Source organism: Bradyrhizobium sp. USDA 4503 (assembly GCF_054055815.1).
On record NZ_JBSRXS010000001.1, the window covers coordinates 8,256,593 to 8,273,776 of the forward strand.

General features: G+C 57.3%; 11 protein-coding genes. 8 read left to right on the plus strand and 3 right to left on the minus strand.

The genetic code is table 11. From position 1 onward, the window contains the following. The first annotated feature begins 958 nt into the window (after positions 1-958). Genes ACVMIH_RS38945 through ACVMIH_RS38975 form a run of 7 tightly spaced genes read left to right on the plus strand, consistent with a single transcriptional unit; the run spans position 959 to position 8,541 of the window. A complete protein-coding gene (locus tag ACVMIH_RS38945; RefSeq protein WP_456865861.1) occupies positions 959-2,620 on the plus strand; it encodes a class I tRNA ligase family protein in 1,662 nt (553 codons plus the stop codon). After that, positions 2,617-3,834, plus strand: coding sequence for an MFS transporter (locus ACVMIH_RS38950; protein WP_456865863.1), 1,218 nt, complete (start codon positions 2,617-2,619; stop codon positions 3,832-3,834). The genes ACVMIH_RS38945 and ACVMIH_RS38950 overlap by 4 nt, the downstream gene beginning before the upstream one ends. Before the next feature lie 24 nt (positions 3,835-3,858). Further along, positions 3,859-5,169, plus strand: coding sequence for a lysine N(6)-hydroxylase/L-ornithine N(5)-oxygenase family protein (locus ACVMIH_RS38955; protein ID WP_456865866.1), 1,311 nt, complete (start codon positions 3,859-3,861; stop codon positions 5,167-5,169). Between the two features lie 52 nt (positions 5,170-5,221). Continuing rightward, positions 5,222-5,563 carry a cupin domain-containing protein gene (locus ACVMIH_RS38960; protein WP_456865869.1) on the plus strand — a complete coding sequence of 114 codons (342 nt, stop codon included), beginning with the start codon at positions 5,222-5,224 and terminating at the stop codon, positions 5,561-5,563. Next, positions 5,560-6,648, plus strand: coding sequence for an NAD(P)/FAD-dependent oxidoreductase (locus tag ACVMIH_RS38965; protein WP_456865872.1), 1,089 nt, complete (start codon positions 5,560-5,562; stop codon positions 6,646-6,648). The genes ACVMIH_RS38960 and ACVMIH_RS38965 overlap by 4 nt, the downstream gene beginning before the upstream one ends. 10 nt (positions 6,649-6,658) lie before the next feature. Beyond that, positions 6,659-7,834 carry an alanine racemase gene (gene alr, locus ACVMIH_RS38970; RefSeq protein WP_456865874.1) on the plus strand — a complete coding sequence of 392 codons (1,176 nt, stop codon included), beginning with the start codon at positions 6,659-6,661 and terminating at the stop codon, positions 7,832-7,834. After that, positions 7,831-8,541 carry a hypothetical protein gene (locus ACVMIH_RS38975; protein ID WP_456865877.1) on the plus strand — a complete coding sequence of 237 codons (711 nt, stop codon included), beginning with the start codon at positions 7,831-7,833 and terminating at the stop codon, positions 8,539-8,541. Before alr ends, ACVMIH_RS38975 begins: the two co-directional genes overlap by 4 nt. Before the next feature lie 467 nt (positions 8,542-9,008). On the opposite strand, the gene ACVMIH_RS38980 is transcribed toward ACVMIH_RS38975, so the two are convergent. From ACVMIH_RS38980 to ACVMIH_RS38990, 3 genes are all read right to left on the minus strand, one after another. Further along, positions 9,009-10,655 (minus strand): acyl-CoA dehydrogenase family protein, encoded by a 1,647-nt coding sequence (locus tag ACVMIH_RS38980; RefSeq protein WP_456865880.1) that lies wholly within the window; start codon positions 10,653-10,655, stop codon positions 9,009-9,011. A gap of 2,813 nt (positions 10,656-13,468) precedes the next feature. Beyond that, the gene (gene groL, locus ACVMIH_RS38985; RefSeq protein WP_456865882.1) at positions 13,469-15,109 is read right to left on the minus strand and encodes a chaperonin GroEL; all 1,641 of its coding nucleotides are present in this window, start codon (positions 15,107-15,109) and stop codon (positions 13,469-13,471) included. An 81-nt stretch (positions 15,110-15,190) separates the two neighbouring features. After that, the gene (locus tag ACVMIH_RS38990; protein WP_163149306.1) at positions 15,191-15,505 is read right to left on the minus strand and encodes a co-chaperone GroES; all 315 of its coding nucleotides are present in this window, start codon (positions 15,503-15,505) and stop codon (positions 15,191-15,193) included. 773 nt (positions 15,506-16,278) lie between these two features. Between ACVMIH_RS38990 and ACVMIH_RS38995 the strand changes: the two genes are divergently transcribed. Continuing rightward, positions 16,279-16,926, plus strand: coding sequence for an FkbM family methyltransferase (locus ACVMIH_RS38995; RefSeq protein WP_456865884.1), 648 nt, complete (start codon positions 16,279-16,281; stop codon positions 16,924-16,926). The last annotated feature ends 258 nt before the right edge of the window (positions 16,927-17,184 follow it).

Consider the following 17,184-nt stretch of genomic DNA (forward strand, 5'->3'; position numbering starts at 1 on the left):
GCACGACGGAGGACGCCTGCCTCGCACGTCAAAGGCTGAATCGCCCTGCGCCCGGATTGTGCGGCTCGGGAGGGCACAATAACGTTGTCTGCTGAACGGTCTCGGTTGATTGGGACGACCACTCGATTCTTTGAGGCGCAAGGCTGAAGCTCTAAATTCTTCAAAAACAGGGGGTAAGCTCCTGGCGTTGGCTTCAATGGCTTCATCGACCCTCCGAGTGTCGGCATGTTCGCCGGCCGGCCGGTTCTCCGCGACGCGCGGAACTAGCTACTCCCAGGCGCAATCGGCTGGTCGGCACGCTGCAGTTTTCGCAGCAAGCTATCGGATCCTTGCCAATGCGAGCTCGTGCATCCGTTTCGCGCGGGCCTATTTGATCGCTGCGCGCTCGTCCGCAGGGGGGGTATCATCAGCAACCTTGCAAGGGCCGGAATGGTCGCCTGGCATAGATCGTGAGCTCGCAGTCGCCTGGCCGGGGCCGGTTACCCCTCCCACGAGTCGCTGTTGCTCATGAGGGAGTGAAGGGAAAAGAACCTATGGCGGACTCCTGCCGGCCCGGCCGAACCGCCTGTCAGGTTCGTGACCAGATGTCGGTAGTCGACCTAAATGCAGGCCGCGGCACGGTCAAAATCAACGATTTTGATTTGGCGCGTCACTTGCTTCTTCACGGCGACATCTCGGTCGCTCCAGGGGCGATCAGTTCGATTGACTAAGCAGAGGTGAAGAGGTTGGCCAGGTTGCGAGCTGAGGTGAACCGATACGTGAAGCGTCCAGCTAGGAGAGGGTTTAGAGGTACCTCAAAGAGTATGTGACACGCTTTGAACATCCTGGTTCGAAATCCGCAACCCGATGGGATCCGTAACCTGTCAAGCCGCGCGCGTATTCCCGTTGTCGTGGCGAATTATCTGGATGTCTATTCGGGTGTTTTCAGGATCTGTTCCTGGATGTCATTTGTGCAGATATGAGAAGAAGCCCAATCATCACGCCGCTAAGCGTAGCGAACACGAATCCCGCCGACGTATATATATCGCCCGTCAACTTGACGGCTAATGGCAGGGCACATCTTGGCCACGCTGCCGGGCCATTTCTCAGAATGGACGTCGTACAAAGGCACCTGAAGAGGGCAGGGCATCATGTTCGCTCCGGTCTGACGACCGACGGTTTCGAGAACCATGTTCTAGTCCGAGCAGCGCGCGAGAACATCGACCCGTCGGACTTGGCTCATGGCTTCCATGTCGGGATTGCTCATGATCTCGCCTCACTAGGGATCGTTTTCGATCATTTCGATGATCCAGCCCATGGCAAAAATCTTCAGCGGTTTTCCAATGTCAGCCACGCGCTCATGGATGCGTTATCTGCAGCAGGATCGCTGGAGTTTCGCGCAGCGCGGCTACCCGTCGACGATGCGGGCTCTGCTCTGACGCCAACGGAAGAGCGTTTCTGCATTGGAGGCTGGTTTGGCGCAACCTGCCCCGTATGCGAAGCATCCGCAGGGAGCTTCTTCTGCGAACAGTGTGGAGATCATTTCGAGCCAGATGAAGCGCGAAATCCAGTGTCGAGGCGAGGGCGGATCGTAGAATGGACAGATAACATCTCTGCCTTTCTCTCAATTACACGAAACGACCAACTCGTCCGGGCGTGGGACGATGCGGCTATCGAACCTGGCTTTGTGGAGATAGGGAGGCGGTACATCGCACGTAAAGGGCAGCGAATGCGGTTGACCGTTCCTGGCCTGCATGGATTGGCCTGGAATTCGCAGCAGTTCAACACACGTCAGATCCTGTTTAGCTACTCCTCGTTGCTCTACGCTCATTCCCTCTATTGTGGGCATAAAGATGCGGAGGCATCCGGCACGCCAAGTGCCTTTGCGCGCAATTCCGATACTTTCCTGATCGGCGCGACCGGCATCGACAATACAATCCCGATGCTCGTGGGAGTTACCGGATGTGCATTGGGTCAGGAGTCATTTCGTCAATTTGACCGAATTTTCTTCAATTATTTCCTTCGGTTGAACGGGTCGAAGTTCTCTACCAGTCGCGGCCACGTGATTTGGGCGGGTGAAATCGCTCAAGTGCCGGATATATGTATCGATATTCTCAGAGTGTGTCTGTCGGAAATCTGCCCCGAAGAAGCGGAGACCGATCTGATCCCGAAGCAATTGATTGATCGCTATAATGCGATTCTCGACAAGAGCGCTGTGGTCATCAATCGTTGTACGGACATCATCAAAGCGATGCCGGCTTCTGCCGCGTGTCACGTAGATGATGCGATGATGATCACGCTGAACCGGCTGTACAGCCAACAGAGCGCAGCTCTCTCGCTAGATCATCTGCGCGTGTCGCACGCGTCCAGATCGGTGACCGAATGGCTCGATTGTCTTGATTCCAATCCGAACCATCAGATCGCTTACACATGGCTGATGGGCTTCAGCATACTGGGGTGGCCGCTGATGCCCAGGATAACAGAAGCTCTGTGGCACTGGCTCGGCCATGAAGGACATCCCCTCGCAGCCTGCGCTGCGCGATCCTCATCCGAACGAAGCGGAAGCGTACCAAGAATCGATGGGCGCAGCTTGACGGCCGCAGACATTGAGCCGTGCCTTCCGGGAAAAGTTGCACAATGAGAGCCGCAGCGAACATTGTCGCCGCCGAGAAACTGCCCGATGAAGTGCCGCTCGAGGTCTCGATTCCATTCATGCTTGGTAGCATCAATGTGGCCGCGTCCTATGGGGCGAGCTTCTTTCTCGTGGATGCTCTGCGCTCGGCACCACAGAGCGCATCCATAGCAGGAACAGTTATTTCGACCGGTACGGTCGCGACAATACTATGTTCGCTTGTGGCTGGCCGGATCGCCGATCTATGTGGGGTGATGCGAACGATCATCCTTGCTGCCGTGGTGATGGCAATTGCAATGATCTGTTTTGCAGCGGCTCCAATTTTTATGTTCCTCGCTTATTTCGGCGGGCTCTCGCTCGGCATTGGATGGTCAATCTTCTATATGCTGGCGCCGCTTCAAATCCTGGAACGCGTACGGCCTGCGGCTCGTGTCAAGTATCTCACCTTGCTTTCCGGATCCCAGATGCTGGGGATCGGACTTGCTGTTCCCCTGGCGCGCACCGTCGTGGAGATCTTCGGATCCTATATCGCAGCGTACTCTCTATTCGCGGCTGCATGTCTCGTTGGCGCGATGCTGCTGGAGTTGGCCGGCAGGGCACTGGCGCAGGCTCCTCAGATCAAGATGGCAGCTGTTCGACTCACGGTTGAGGGCGTGCGGGAGGCTTTCAAGTCGAACACTCGTTATCCGATCGTCATGATCGGAATCGGCGCATGCGTGTTTTCCGGTCTGTCCACGTTCCAGACGCTTTACGCATCATCGCGGGGGCAATCCGCCGATACATTCTTTCTAGTCTTCACGTTGACAGCCGTTTTCTTGCGCTTCGCGGTGGCGCCGGTCATCGGAAAGGTCCGGCTTGAGTGGGTCGCTGCGTTTCTCATCGTGTGCACTATGGCGGGACTATTCTTGCTTTTGATGAATGCAAGGAGTGCAGACATCTACATCCTCGGTACAGCGATGTTTGCCCTTGGATACGGACTTAGCTATTCGACTCTAAACGGTATGGTTGTGCTCATTGCAGGTGCAGAGGGGACATCATTGGCGGTTGCTTCTCAGGTCTTCACGCTTTCCTACTTCGTTGGCCTATTCGGATTTCCATATATCGCCGGGCAGATCGTGAGCGCCCACAGCTTCGATGATCTGCTGATGAGCATGATGATGCTTGTCGGTGGCAATGGAATCGTTCTCGCAATCCAAGTGTTTTCGACCAGCCGGGAGCGTTAAGTGGCTCATCTTGCGGATAGCGTGATGTCAAAGCAGGGCGGCGGCCATCAGGTAACGGCAATCGGCGCAGGCCCGGCGAATCTGAGCCTGGCAGCGCTCGCGGCCCCGATTCCGGAAATTTCCTTACACATCCTGGAAAGATCGGAGACGCTAAATTGGCATCCAGGTTTGCTTCTAGATGGGGCTTTCATGCAAACCAGCCCCTTGAAGGACCTGGTAACGCCGGCAGATCCGACCAGTGCATATAGTTTTCTCGCCTACCTGCACGAGAAAAGACGGCTTTATCAAGCCATTGTTCGAGGAATCGCTTCGGTTGGCCGGAATGAATTTGAAGATTATTTGAAATGGGCCGCACACAAGCTAGCGAACGTTCAATTCGGCGAACAGGTTATTTCAGTCGAACTACGCGGCGAGGCGTTCAGTATCGCTACCAATCGCCGCAATTATCAGACCCGTACGACAGTGGTCGGCGTAGGCCGGGTGCCCTCTGTTCCTGACTGGAGCAGAGATGCACCGGAGAATCAGGTGTTTCACGCGAGTACCTTCCTCCTGCGGCGCCGCGAGTTCTCCAGCAAGCGTGTTGTTGTGATAGGTGGTGGCCAAAGCGGAGCAGAAATATTTCTTCATCTGCTAACTGGTGCATGCGGCGCGCTGGGAGCTCTGGCCTGGATCACGCGCCGCGCAAGCATATTTGCCCTGGAAGATAGTCCCTTCGTCAATGAGTGGTTCTTTCCACAGTATGGCGGATGGTTCCTTGAGCAAAGCGAAGCTGCCAGAAAGCAAACCCTTGAACAGCAAGCTTTGGCGAGCGATGGCGTCAACTCATCGACACTGCGCGCGATCTACAACGCACTTTACGATCGCGAAGTGTGTCGAGGTTCGTATCCCGCTCAGGTCGAAATACGCGTCGACACAATGGCTGAGGAGCTGCGTGCCATATCTCCATTTCGCCTGGGGGTGCGTCAGCAGGCCACCGGCGTTCGCGCAGAACATGTCGCTGACATTATTGTGCTGGCCACGGGCTATCGTACCGAGATCCCTCCCTTTCTGGAGCCGGTCGCAAACCGGCTTTCGATTGTGAGTGCGCCTGGTGGCTCTCGGGAGATCGTGGTCGGCAAGGAGTTCCGGGCCCGGTTTGATGGCCCCGAAAGCTGCCGCCTATACGTCCAGAATGGCGCACGATTTCAACATGGCATCGCGGACACAAATCTGAGTTTGGTTCCTTGGCGCGCCTCAACGGTGCTCAATTCGATCATTGGTCGGGTGGCTTACGATTGCGGACCTGCAACAGGAGCTCTCAAGTGGAATGGCGCGGTGCCCGAGAGCGCCCGTTGAAGATCGACAATGGGCAGCATGCCGCGATCAGCTGCATGATTGGAGATACACCATGAAGAATGCTCAGCTGATGACTTTGGGGGACGTAACGGTCTTTAGCCCCGGTGTACTGGTACAGGACGTCAAAGGGATAGATGATCCGGAGATCACCGTTCCGGTCGAATTCATCGAATTCCGCCTCGATCCACTTGCGGTGTCGGCGCCTCATTCTCATCCTTCCACCGAGATCTGGCGAATCACGAGCGGGCGCGGTCAGGTAGTGACCGACGATGGTGAGTTGGCCGTGAAGGCCGGCGATCTGGTGTTTCTGCGACCAAATCAGACCCATCATTTGCGGAATAGTGGCAGCGAAGTTCTGAGCGCCTTCTCCATATCCTGGAAACAAGCTCAATGACTGACAGTATCTGTGACCTCGTAGTCATCGGGGCTGGCGTTATGGGCCTCAGTGCTGCCTTCATCGCAGCGAGCGATCGCCCGGAAAAAAGAATAGTCATCGCCGAACGAGATATCGTTGGATCTGGTACTAGCCGGTTTGCGCCTGGGATCCAGATCAACATCTGTCGTAACCAGAAGGAAAGGAGCCTCATCGACTGTGGTTCGAAATTCTGGCGCGGGATCTATCCCGACGGACAATGGCCCAAGGGACGAGACTGCGATGTGTTTTGGTTGACGCGCAATCCCGGTGAACTCGCGCAACAGAGCAGCGTAGGCCACCTGATCCCATCAACATCTTTCGCTCTTGTCGAGCGGCTATTATCGCTGCCGCAGTTCTTGGTTCCCGGCGATGTGGCCGTCGTGTTAGATCGGGGTTCGTACTGTCAAGTCGATTCCATTGTTCAGGGTCTGACTCAAAGACTCCAGATCAAGGGGGTTACGATAAGCGAGAGTACATCGATTACAAGAATACGGAAGGGGCCGCGCAATATTCTTCTCCAGACCTCTGATAACAGCGAACTCGCGGCGAAGCGGGCCATTCTTGCGATCGGGCCATGGTTACCGGAGTCACCGTTGCGTCAGCACCTAACAGACGAACCGGGGTTGCGAGTTAAGAAGGTCGTCGCGCTCCATTTGGCCGCACGGCCCACGCCGAACTGTCCAATGATCGGGCTGTTCGATGACTACGCGTTCCTCATTCCCATGATCGAGCAAGGATACTGGCTGTTCAGCTTTACCTCGCAGGAATGGGATGTGAAGCCGGTCACCGATGAACTGCGGCTCAGTTCGGATGATCTCGCGCGTGCCAACGCAATTCTGGCCAAGTGGTTCTCCTCCGAGGTGCCAGCGGTGGCGTCAGCACGTGTGTTCTGCGACTGCTATTCGGCGGATGGAGTCCCGTTTTCCCGTCCTGCGAAAGATATCGCAGGTTTGCATGTGATTGGCGGTGGCTCGGGTAATGGGTTTCGCTTTGGACCGGCATGTGCGCAAGAGGCGGTACGATCCCTATATTCTGCGGATCGACACCCCATTACGGCGACATGAGGGAAGGCATATGCCGGATGTGATTGGTCTCAGTTCCAATCTCTCTGATAATCCGTCAGATGCCGGTTATGCCAACACATCGAGATCGACCATGGTTGTTGATCTCGGCGCGATAGAATCTAACTACCGGAAGTTTCGGATGCTGGCGCCCCAAAGCGCTTGCGGCGCAGTTCTCAAGGCAGACGCCTACGGCCTTGGCGCGCTGCGCATAGCGCCGTTTCTTGCGCGGCTTGGCTGCGGGCATTTCTTCGTGGCCGATGTGGAAGAAGGCGCGGCCTTGCGCAAGGGACTGCCACTATCTGCGAAGATCTACCTGCTTCACGGTGCTATGCCCGGTTTGGAGGCGGCTATTGAGCACCATGATTTGCTGCCGATCCTGAACAGCAGGGAACAGCTGGATGCATGGCTTCGGCATTGCCGCCTTCGCAATCGGCTGTTGCCCGCAGGTATCCACGTCGACACGGGCTTATCTCGACTGGGGTTTCCCATAGATGAGCTGCAAAAAGCCGCCGAGAATGAAAAGGTGCTGTCGGATCTGCCTGTCGTGTTGTTCATGAGCCAACTCGCCTGCGCGGAGTGGCGCGACGAAATCAGTCGGCAACAATTGTATCAGTTCCGTAAACTCACCTATCTGTTTCCCAAAGCCATCCTTTCGCTGTCGAACTCCGCGGGACTATTTGCCGGATGTGAATTTCATTTCGACCTCATACGGTCGGGTGGAGGAATTCTCGGCCTTTCCATATCCGGTGATCCCGACTTCAGGCCATCGCAAGTCGTCCGCCTGCGAACGCGAATTATTCAATGTCGCAGGGTAAAGGTCGGGGAAGCGATCGGATACCACAGGTCATACCCAGTGAAGAGACGGATGCGTGTCGCGACCGCCTCTATTGGTTATGCAGATGGGTTCCCGCGTAGCCTCGGCAATCGAGGTCATGTCTTCATATGTGGTGCTCGCGCGCCAATCGTCGGCTTCGTTTCGATGGATCTCATCAGCATCGATGTGACCGATCTGCCCGAGAGTTCGACTGCGCCGGGTACAATGGTCGACCTGATCTGCCCCGAGCAGACGGTCGCAGATGTGGCTTCGGCCGCGAACATGCTGAGCGATGAGCTGACCACAGCGATCGGACGCCGATGTCGCAGACTTTATGTTTCGGGCAAGCGGAATCAGATGAGGCGCCAGTGAACTCCTCTGCATTCCGATCTCGCCAAGTGAATCGAGCGATCTATCTGGGCGACGAAGGCATACGTCTCATGCGTCCGGGCTACTTCACCGCTCGGGTGCGTCAGTTCCATGAACGTGAGAGAGCCTTCTGTCTTGAGCTCCTGCGTTCGACCACATACCGGTTAATTATTGAGGTAGGTTGCAGTTGCTACCGCCTTATCGGTATCAAGAACGATGATAGTGATTACCTTGGTATCGATATCAATCCACCTCGTGCACGAAGATTGAAGGGGGACAACGGGGCTGTTGTCCGCTGCGAGGCCAACAAATTCTTTAAAAGGAGGCGTCTGGTCGGTGAGATCATGCGGCGATACGACGGAAGAGTGCTTTGCATTCTGCCGTTCAATTTTCTTGGCACCATGGATCGTCCAATGGAATTTCTCACGGTAATGTGCCAGACGCCCTTTGATCTCGCGTTGTCGCTCTTTTCAACCAGCGAGACAGCGACCGTGGCGCGGCTAGAATATTATGATCTTTGCGGGATAAACGTTCAGGCTGTCGTGCGGACAGATGACTACGTCCGATTAGATTGCTCGAACGGCTTCCAGGCGTTTGCTTTCGATCCATGTGTTCTGACGAGCCGAATATCGGCATTTGGATTCCGCTTGAATGAGGCAAAGTACTTTGACGTCTGTAACTTCCTTCATTTCAGTAACGAGCGGGTGTGAAGGTTGTTCGCGTTCGTCTTGCGAGACATGCTGAAGGGGGAAGAGGGGGGCGACGCCTGCTTCGTCGTAGGCATCAGCAGAAAAGATGAAGTGCAAGTCGGTTTTGAGCATCGATTCAGTGAAGTAGGGATTGTTACGCAGATACGAGACTTAGCAAGCGTATGCCGTTCAATGTCGTCTCAAATGCACACGCCGAGAGCAAGCAACGGTCCAGAGCGAAAATACTGCAGGAGCCACCCGATCGTTTTCAACGGAAAGTCCCGCGCCGCGCGATCGTGGATCCTTCGTCCGGCGGGGCGGTGATGGAGCGTGCTCAAGGCTGACGCGATGCGCCATCATGAGCTGGCAGCTTTGCGTGGTCGGCGGCTTGTTGTCGCTGACAAGGTCAGGTCATGGTTGAGGTGAGACTCGGCGCATCCGCAGTGCCTGTGTGGCAGATCGCCTTCGCTCCACCTCGTGGCTGGGCGTTAGACATATTGTACCAATTTAAGGTAATCGTCTGTGAGAACAGGGGAACGGATGGAGCAGGCCGCGTCTTGAAGAAAATTGGCCAGCGTCTGGCTGGCACGAGTGCGGCGTTCGACACTTAGGCGTGTCGGCGCGCGAGAACGCACAGCAGCTAGTTCGGTGCTGACCAGATCAGCCGCCGCTGTGGCACAGTCCGAGGCAGTGAAAGTGCCAGCAGTCATGACAGCTTGTGCTAGTCCCAACGTGGTGAGCCAACCTGCATAGATTAGCACGGCACCGTCTGTCTCATCGAGGCCGCGGAGCTCCTCAACGGCGTCCGCATGGACTGACGCCGCACCCAGAGAGACAAAAAGATCGGCTATTTCGTCGCGTGTGGCTTTGGAAAGAAGACAGCGGCCAAGATGGGATAAAAGCGTCTCCGTCGGACCTTCGAAGATGCGGAGAATACGAGCGTCACGATAGATTTTAGCTAAGGGGGTCCCCTCGTCGTACCCTCGGCCACCCAACAATTGGACGCATTGATCGGCGACAAGGCCGCACCATTCGGACGACAGTACCTTCGTTGCCGACGCAAGGTGGATATTGGGAGAGCCCTGCCCAGAGACGAGTCGGCAGGATGCCGTAAGCATCGCCTTCACGACTTCGCGGCGAAGTACCATCTGCCCAAACAGCTGCTCTATATAGCTGTTCTCAATCATGCGCAGCTTACCTAGGCGACGATGATTTGCATATGAAGCCGCGACCTGGATCGCGCGCTCAAGGGCGCCAAGGCCCATCGCAGCCACACCTATTCGGCCGCGGTTCATACTGGATGCTGCTGCGCCCCAACCGTCTTGGTCGCGAGAAAGCACGTAGGCACGTGGCACCTCGACATCCTGGAACTCGAGAGTATTCTGTATAATTCCACGCAAACCGAGGGTGCGATGCTCGTGCGTGACTTTAAGGCCGGGAGCCTGCCTATCAACCAGTACACCAACGAGGCGACCTTTGGCATCATGACCGGAAGCTCGCGCAAAACAAACGATCCACCGGGCCCAGTCAGCGAGGCCAATCCAAATTTTACGACCGCAGATGCGAACCGTATCTTCATGCATGAAAGCCGAAGCTTCTATGTGCCTCGGGGCAGAACCTGCTCCAGGCTCCGTCAAAGCGAAAGCGCAAAGATCGCCGCGTGTTGCCCCCCGTATGACCTGCTCTTGGTTGGGGAGATGCGGTGCCGCTTCGATGCAGGGCAAGGCCAGGAAGTTATGGATGACGAGGGTAGAGGCAGCGGAGACATCGAAAGATGCAGTGGCAGAGATGAGCTCGATGGCCTTTTGCAAGGAAAGAGCCAATCCGCCGCGATCTGCCGGTATGGTGAGCCCGAACAGTCCATGCCTTGCCAGCATGCTATGTAGGGTCGGAGGGAATGCTCGACGGTCATCCGCGTCTGCGAAATTTAACTGACTGAGGTCATCGATCAGACTGGAGTATAGGCTGGAAGCACGAACTCCGGCTGAGCGTTCCGGCGCCTCCTCGAAAAGGGCGCAAACTTGAGAGGACATAGCCATGCCGCCAGAATGATTGCCCCTGCGCTTTATGCCAATTATCCCCGCGGCTGGCCCGAATACACATTGGTATAGCTCGCTCGCCAGAGCCCCCAGCATTTGTGCGGGGGACGCTAGGCAACAGGGCGCCCGCGGAATTGCCGGTCAGAGCGCACCGCCAGTTCTGAGGACCCCTTTACTCCGCATTAGAACGTGGCGCCTGGCGATGTCCGCTGCCCCGATGAGTGAACGACGTGCAGCAGGCGCGTGGCACCGGTCTCTCAGCAGAGTTCTGCGAAGCGGAAGAGTCTTGATCAGACCGACGGTCTGCCACACGGCGACCCGGACCGTCCCGCCGACTGGCACCGGTGATTCCCCACATCGAGCTTTACGAAGTCCGGCCCGATCGATGTCGGAGCGATTTCGAACCGAGACGCTACGCCGACCTCGCGACAGAGGGGGCCCAACGTTCAGAAGCGAGTCAACCGCCGCTTTGGTGGAAAGAATATTGGCGCGCATCCAGTTCAGGCGGGGGTGCAAGGTCTGCACCGATCGCTTCTCGTTGGAAAACGTGGCCGAGATTCACATATGCTAATTGCCCAGTTTGGCCCGCTCTTTATTTTCAAGCCGCCCGTCTCTTATCCCAGAGTCAGGCAAGATGGCGGCCCCAGTACCGGCCCTTGGCCCCCAGAGGTGCTGGGGCCGTTTTCCAGCGGACGTCAAAAAGGTTGGTCGGCAAGCTGCTTGTAGATCCCGAGGCCTTCCTCTCGCTCACTACGTTGCAGGTTATTGCCGCAGCATGCTGAGTAAGACCGACGCTAAAATTGAACTTGAGGAAGACGCCGAGGCGTCTTTCGATGTCCGCGTGCGGGATTCTCCCGGCGACTTGGTTAGTTCACGCTCGGCGCCACGTTGCCGTGGAGGCGGCGGCTTGATTGTGACCCTCTCGAGGAGCAAAGCGACTCATGTGCTTTCTCGCGACTGTGTCGTCAAAGTCACCAAACCGCTTGAGCATCGGCCTATGTTCGTCGGGAGCGAGGATCCATGTACGATATCTACGTGAACGAACGGAACGACCTTCTCGTCGTTCCTCGGGGCGATTCCATTCCGCTCCATTTCAACAGGAACTGGCGGAAGAAACGCGTCGTACGGTCGGTGAGCGAGCAAATCCGCGAAGACATCCGGACGTACGGCTACCATCGGCGAAGTGTTACAGCCAGACCGCGTATTCGGGGAGCTTGCGCGTCCTCTCAGCCACGCGCTGAAAACGCTAGCTGACAAGGTGGCTTGATCTACAAAAGAAGAGTTCATCCGCATCTTAGGTGCAGGCGGTCATAGGCTTCATTTGCGAACCTCTGCTCTAATGGAGAGTCGAGGCTCTCGGTGCGCCAGGTCGGCGTGGGATGAAGCCGCCGTATTCGACAAGACCTCCAGAACGCCGGCTTTACAGACGTCAAAGCCGTTGCGAGGTCGTTCGTTGTTCAGGCGAAGTCACGGGACGGCAAACCTGTCGTTATGAGCATTGGTCCGCATGGAATGTCTGTGTTTGAAGCAATGAACGGGACGGAAAAGCAGTGAAGGAACAGCAGGGGCCGGTTCAGGTCCTGCGTCGCCAGAAGGCAAGGCAAACAATTCAATAAATCAGAACACGGGCGCGTCAAGCAATCAGCAGTCTGGGACTCAACAAGAATGAGCTGGCCGGGTCGAGAAGTGGCTGACCGAGTGTCGCCAGCGGTCGGCGAGCGCGATGGCTCGCCGACGCCGGGCCTTCGGCTCAGCTCGGGTTGCGAGGACGAGTTTGGAGCACTGGACAACACGAGACCGCTGACCGGGCGGCTCACTGCTTTGCTCCAAAGTCGGCCGATCTTGCGCGCATTTCCATAGCGGATTGACGTGTCCACCCACGAACTGGGTGCGCGGGGCTGGAGTTTTGGTGTTTGCTCTTGGAAAGGGAGCCGATAAGCGAAATTGGAAGGTTGGGACTATGATACCGCCGTTATAAATGTGGCAATTCTCAAGAGGATTCACACCTGTTATTTTCGGAACCCAAGTTTTTTCAGATCATGCTGCTATGGGCAGGTAATTTTCATTTCGTATTTTTTCAGCCCAACGTACCGCTGCTGATTTCGGCGACCAGCGGTTCGGCAACCTCAATCTGGCCTCAGCGGGGATTCCCCGCTGGGGTCTCTTCATTTGTGAAACTGATGCATCAGATTGGCGGTCTTGCGGCTGCGTTCAATGCTCGGTTGGCTCTATGGGCTTTGGCCGTTGCTTGTACAGCCCGGACAACTTGCCGCGCCGCTTGATCTTTGATCAAGCGAACGGCTCGCAGCAGTGGAGTATCTTTGCAGCCTCTTGAGCAAGTTGTTCCTTCGCCAGAGTCCCGCGATCTGCCTGATCGAACACTCAACAGCATCAATTACATGTCCTGCTGTTACGTCGCTCCAGGATCGATGTGTCGATACCAGGAAGATGCGCTGCGAAATTTAAGAATCCGTCCTCTTGAACGCACTTCGCGGCCCGATGGCGACGAGATGCCAGACCGAAGCCAGGAACGGTACCTGGCGCTTCGGACTGCGCATCAGAATTGTAAATGTAGGCGGCAAGTGAAAGCCGTAGCTTGGCACCGGATATGCGTCTGCTCAGATGAGGTTCTTCGAAAGACTCGAATGAACAGTGGCAGCTTCGTCAGGCCGAATGGCCCGCAAGCCAGGGTTCCGTCACAAGCTGGGCTCTTTTTTTGTCCTGCCGAGGCGCAGAGCGTCAGACCAGACGGCCTGGTCGGGCCAACCGCTCCTGACATGGATGACCGATGCGGCTTTCGACGCCACCTGCCGATCCAGCTCAAATGGTGTCTAGATGGTTCGCCCGAAGCTGAAAACCCTGGCATTCCTGCCAGGGCTCCGCATGTGTCGTCCCTTTGATGGACGGCGTCAGAAATCCATACCGCCCATGCCAGCGCCGGGAGGGATTGCGGGACCCGCCGCGGCCTTCTTCGGCAGTTCGGCGACCATCGCTTCCGTGGTGATCAGCAGAGCTGCCACGGAGGACGCGTTCTGGACCGCGGTGCGCACGACCTTGGTCGGGTCGATGATGCCCTTGGAGACGAGATTGCTGTACTCGCCCGTCTGGGCATCGAAGCCGAAAGAATATTGCTCGTTCTCGAGGACTTTGCCGACCACGATCGAGCCGTCTTCGCCAGCGTTGATCGCGATCTGGCGGGCCGGCCAGGACAGCGCCTTGCGCACGATCTCGACGCCGGTCTTCTGGTCGTCGTTTTTGGTGCGCAGGCCCTTGAGCTGCTCGGAGGCACGGAGCAGGGCGACGCCGCCGCCCGGCAGGATACCTTCCTCGACCGCCGCACGGGTCGCATGCATCGCGTCGTCAACGCGATCCTTGCGCTCCTTCACCTCGACCTCGGTCGCGCCGCCGACGCGGATCACCGCGACGCCACCTGCGAGCTTGGCGAGACGCTCCTGCAGCTTCTCACGGTCGTAGTCCGAGGTGGTCTCCTCGATCTGCGCCTTGATCTGGGCAACGCGGGCGTCGATGTCGGCCTTCTTGCCGGCGCCGTTGACGATCGTGGTGTTTTCCTTGTCGATCATCACCTTCTTGGCGCGGCCGAGCATCTGCAGCGTGACGTTCTCGAGCTTGATGCCGAGGTCTTCCGAGATCGCCTGGCCGCCGGTCAGGATCGCGATGTCCTGCAGCATGGCCTTGCGGCGATCGCCGAAGCCCGGAGCCTTGACGGCCGCGACCTTCAGGCCACCGCGGAGGCGGTTGACGACGAGGGTGGCGAGGGCTTCGCCTTCGACGTCTTCAGCGACGATGACCAGCGGCTTGCCGGTCTGCACCACGGCCTCGAGCAGCGGCAGCAGCTCGTTCAGCGAGGAGAGCTTCTTCTCGTTGATCAGGATGTAGGCGTCGTCCATCTCAACGCGCATCTTGTCGGCGTTGGTGACGAAGTAGGGCGAGATGTAGCCGCGGTCGAACTGCATGCCCTCGACGACGTCGAGCTCGGTCTCGAGCGACTTGGCTTCCTCGACCGTGATCACGCCCTCATTGCCGACTTTCTTCATGGCGTCGGCGAGGAACTTGCCGATCTCGGAATCGCCGTTGGCCGAAATGGTGCCGACCTGGGCGATCTCCTCGTTCGAGGTGACCTTCTTCGAGTTCTTCTGGAGGTCGGCCACGACGGCTTCGACCGCGAGGTCGATACCGCGCTTCAGATCCATCGGGTTCATGCCGGCGGCGACCGACTTGGCGCCTTCGCGCACGATTGCGGCCGCAAGCACGGTCGCCGTGGTGGTGCCGTCGCCGGCCGCGTCGGCAGCCTTGGACGCGACTTCGCGCACCATCTGGGCGCCCATGTTCTCGAACTTCTCCTCCAGCTCGACCTCCTTGGCGACGGCGACGCCGTCCTTGGTGATGCGGGGAGCGCCGAACGACTTGTCAAGCACCACGTTGCGGCCCTTCGGACCGAGCGTGACCTGCACCGCGTTGGCGAGGATGTCGACACCACGCAGCATGCGGTCGCGCGCGTCTACTCCGAATTTGACTTCTTTGGCTGACATAAACAATTCCTTCGGTTTATTCTCTCATCCTTCGGCGCGCCGGGCAGGCGCCCGTCGGGGTGAGGTGTGCGAGTAGCCGGGTCAGGCGGCCTTCTTCTTGGAAAACACATCGGTGAGAACGCCCATGATGTCGCTTTCCTTCATGATCAACAGCTCCTGGCTGTCGACCTTGACCTCGGTGCCCGACCACTTGCCGAACAGGACACGATCGCCGACCTGGACGTCGATCGGAATCAGCTTGCCGGTCTCATCGCGGCCGCCCGGGCCGACGGCGATGACTTCGCCTTGCGAGGGCTTCTCCTTGGCTGTGTCGGGAATGATGATACCGCCAGCGGTCTTCTCTTCAGCGTCGATGCGCTTGACTACGACGCGGTCGTGAAGCGGACGGAAATTCATACGGACCTCCTGAGCGTTTGAACGAGTTGGCGTTTCGCCACATTGCAACAGTATCGGTGATAGCAAGAGCCAGGCCAACGATGGAGAGCGCCCCTTGTCTGCAGTTCGGCTGAATCGCGCGCCTGGACTGCGCGTGTCCAAGGTCGGAAGCAGACGTCATCATGTCTAGAGACAGCCAAGCTGTTGCGAAAATGACATTGCGTTCGTCAACACAACCGCATTCCTATACCCTCATCTTGCGGTCTCTGGGCGCGCTCTCAGGATCGCCCGGCGTGATCGCGCTCCTTCAAGCCAAACAGCCTAAAAGTCGTGAGCCGAAGGATCGTGAGTGCGCGAATCTGGAACCCCGACTATCAGATGGCAGGGCGACATTGGCTGGGCTGCAACTGCGATCGACGGTGATTGGTCATCGTTGCGCAGGAGCGGTCACTCTGTCCTCGACCGCTCCAGAGCCGCCGACGGGTAATGCGCCGGCACGACGATGTTTAGAGGAAGACGATCTTTAGTCTCGAGGGCGAGGGACCGCACACCGGCATGGCTATCCGCTTCTCGTGCACGTTTTCCGATTTACGTCCTTCCGGATAGCTCGGTCACCCCAGGACAATTGCCGCGGCTTTCGCCGCGACGGACTGCCGTTTGGTATCAGCGTCCAGATGGCGATAGATAAGGAAGGCCGGGCATATGAATTATATACGTTGATATACGTTGTGCGGGGGCGTCTGGCATGTGATTGCGGCTTCGAGCAGGAAATTTCAACTATTGGGGAAAGACCGGTGTCTTCTGTGGAAATACATCAGCATATCGTTTCCCTTCTTCAGAAGTCGGATCCGGTGATCCTGGATATCGGATGCAACGACGGGACCGACACACAACACTTTCTCAACCTGTGCCCGCAGGCGCAGCTCTACTGCTTCGAGCCCGACCCCAGAGCGATCGCAAGGTTCAAGAAGAAGCTGGGCCCATCTCTTGACAAGGTGAAGCTGCTCGAATTCGCGATCAGCGATCGAAACGGGATGATCGAATTCCATCCAAGCAATGCGGATGGTGATGCGAAGGAATGGGACCTTTCCGGCTCGATACGCCGCCCGAAAAATCATCTGACTGAGTATGATTGGGTTCGTTTCGATCGTCCTGTCCCGGTTCAAACGCGGCGGCTTGACGATTGGTGCAACGAAGCCGGGCTGAACAGGATCGACTTCATCTGGATGGATGTCCAGGGAGCCGAAGCTGACGTCATCGCCGGCGGCATGCAGACCGTCAGCAACACGCACTTCATCTACACGGAATACAGCGACCGCGAGCTCTACGAAGGGCAGCTGTCCCTCCAGGCCATTCTTGACCTGTTACCGTCGTTCGAAGTGGCGGCGCACTATCCGCACGACGTGGAAGGCGATGTATTGCTTAAAAATACGCGCTTCTAGCGGCTACTTGAATACGGCGCTCATTCGTTGCTGGAAGGCTGATTTGCACGGTCGATGACGCCCGGAGCTGCACAACGAGTGATCAATACGGCGAACAAGCATGGCTGGTCGGACAGGCTTGCGAGCGTCCTTTTTGTTCGCGGCTATTGTTACAGATCCGCCGATGGCGGCCACGTCGAGGCTTTGGGTGAGTGTGTGACAATCACCGGCTTAGCGAGCCGGTACGACCGGCGATTTTGCGGTCAGTCGCCCGAGCCG

Excerpts from the sequence above, each read along its gene's own strand:
- ACVMIH_RS38960 (WP_456865869.1), top strand. The coding sequence starts at position 5,222 with ATGAAGAATGCTCAGCTGATGACTTTGGGGGACGTAACGGTCTTTAGC.
- ACVMIH_RS38990 (WP_163149306.1), bottom strand. The coding sequence starts at position 15,505 with ATGAATTTCCGTCCGCTTCACGACCGCGTCGTAGTCAAGCGCATCGAC.
- ACVMIH_RS38950 (WP_456865863.1), top strand. The coding sequence starts at position 2,617 with ATGAGAGCCGCAGCGAACATTGTCGCCGCCGAGAAACTGCCCGATGAA.
- ACVMIH_RS38965 (WP_456865872.1), top strand. The coding sequence starts at position 5,560 with ATGACTGACAGTATCTGTGACCTCGTAGTCATCGGGGCTGGCGTTATG.
- alr (WP_456865874.1), top strand. The coding sequence starts at position 6,659 with ATGCCGGATGTGATTGGTCTCAGTTCCAATCTCTCTGATAATCCGTCA.
- ACVMIH_RS38955 (WP_456865866.1), top strand. The coding sequence starts at position 3,859 with ATGTCAAAGCAGGGCGGCGGCCATCAGGTAACGGCAATCGGCGCAGGC.
- ACVMIH_RS38945 (WP_456865861.1), top strand. The coding sequence starts at position 959 with ATGAGAAGAAGCCCAATCATCACGCCGCTAAGCGTAGCGAACACGAAT.
- ACVMIH_RS38980 (WP_456865880.1), bottom strand. The coding sequence starts at position 10,655 with ATGCTGGGGGCTCTGGCGAGCGAGCTATACCAATGTGTATTCGGGCCA.
- groL (WP_456865882.1), bottom strand. The coding sequence starts at position 15,109 with ATGTCAGCCAAAGAAGTCAAATTCGGAGTAGACGCGCGCGACCGCATG.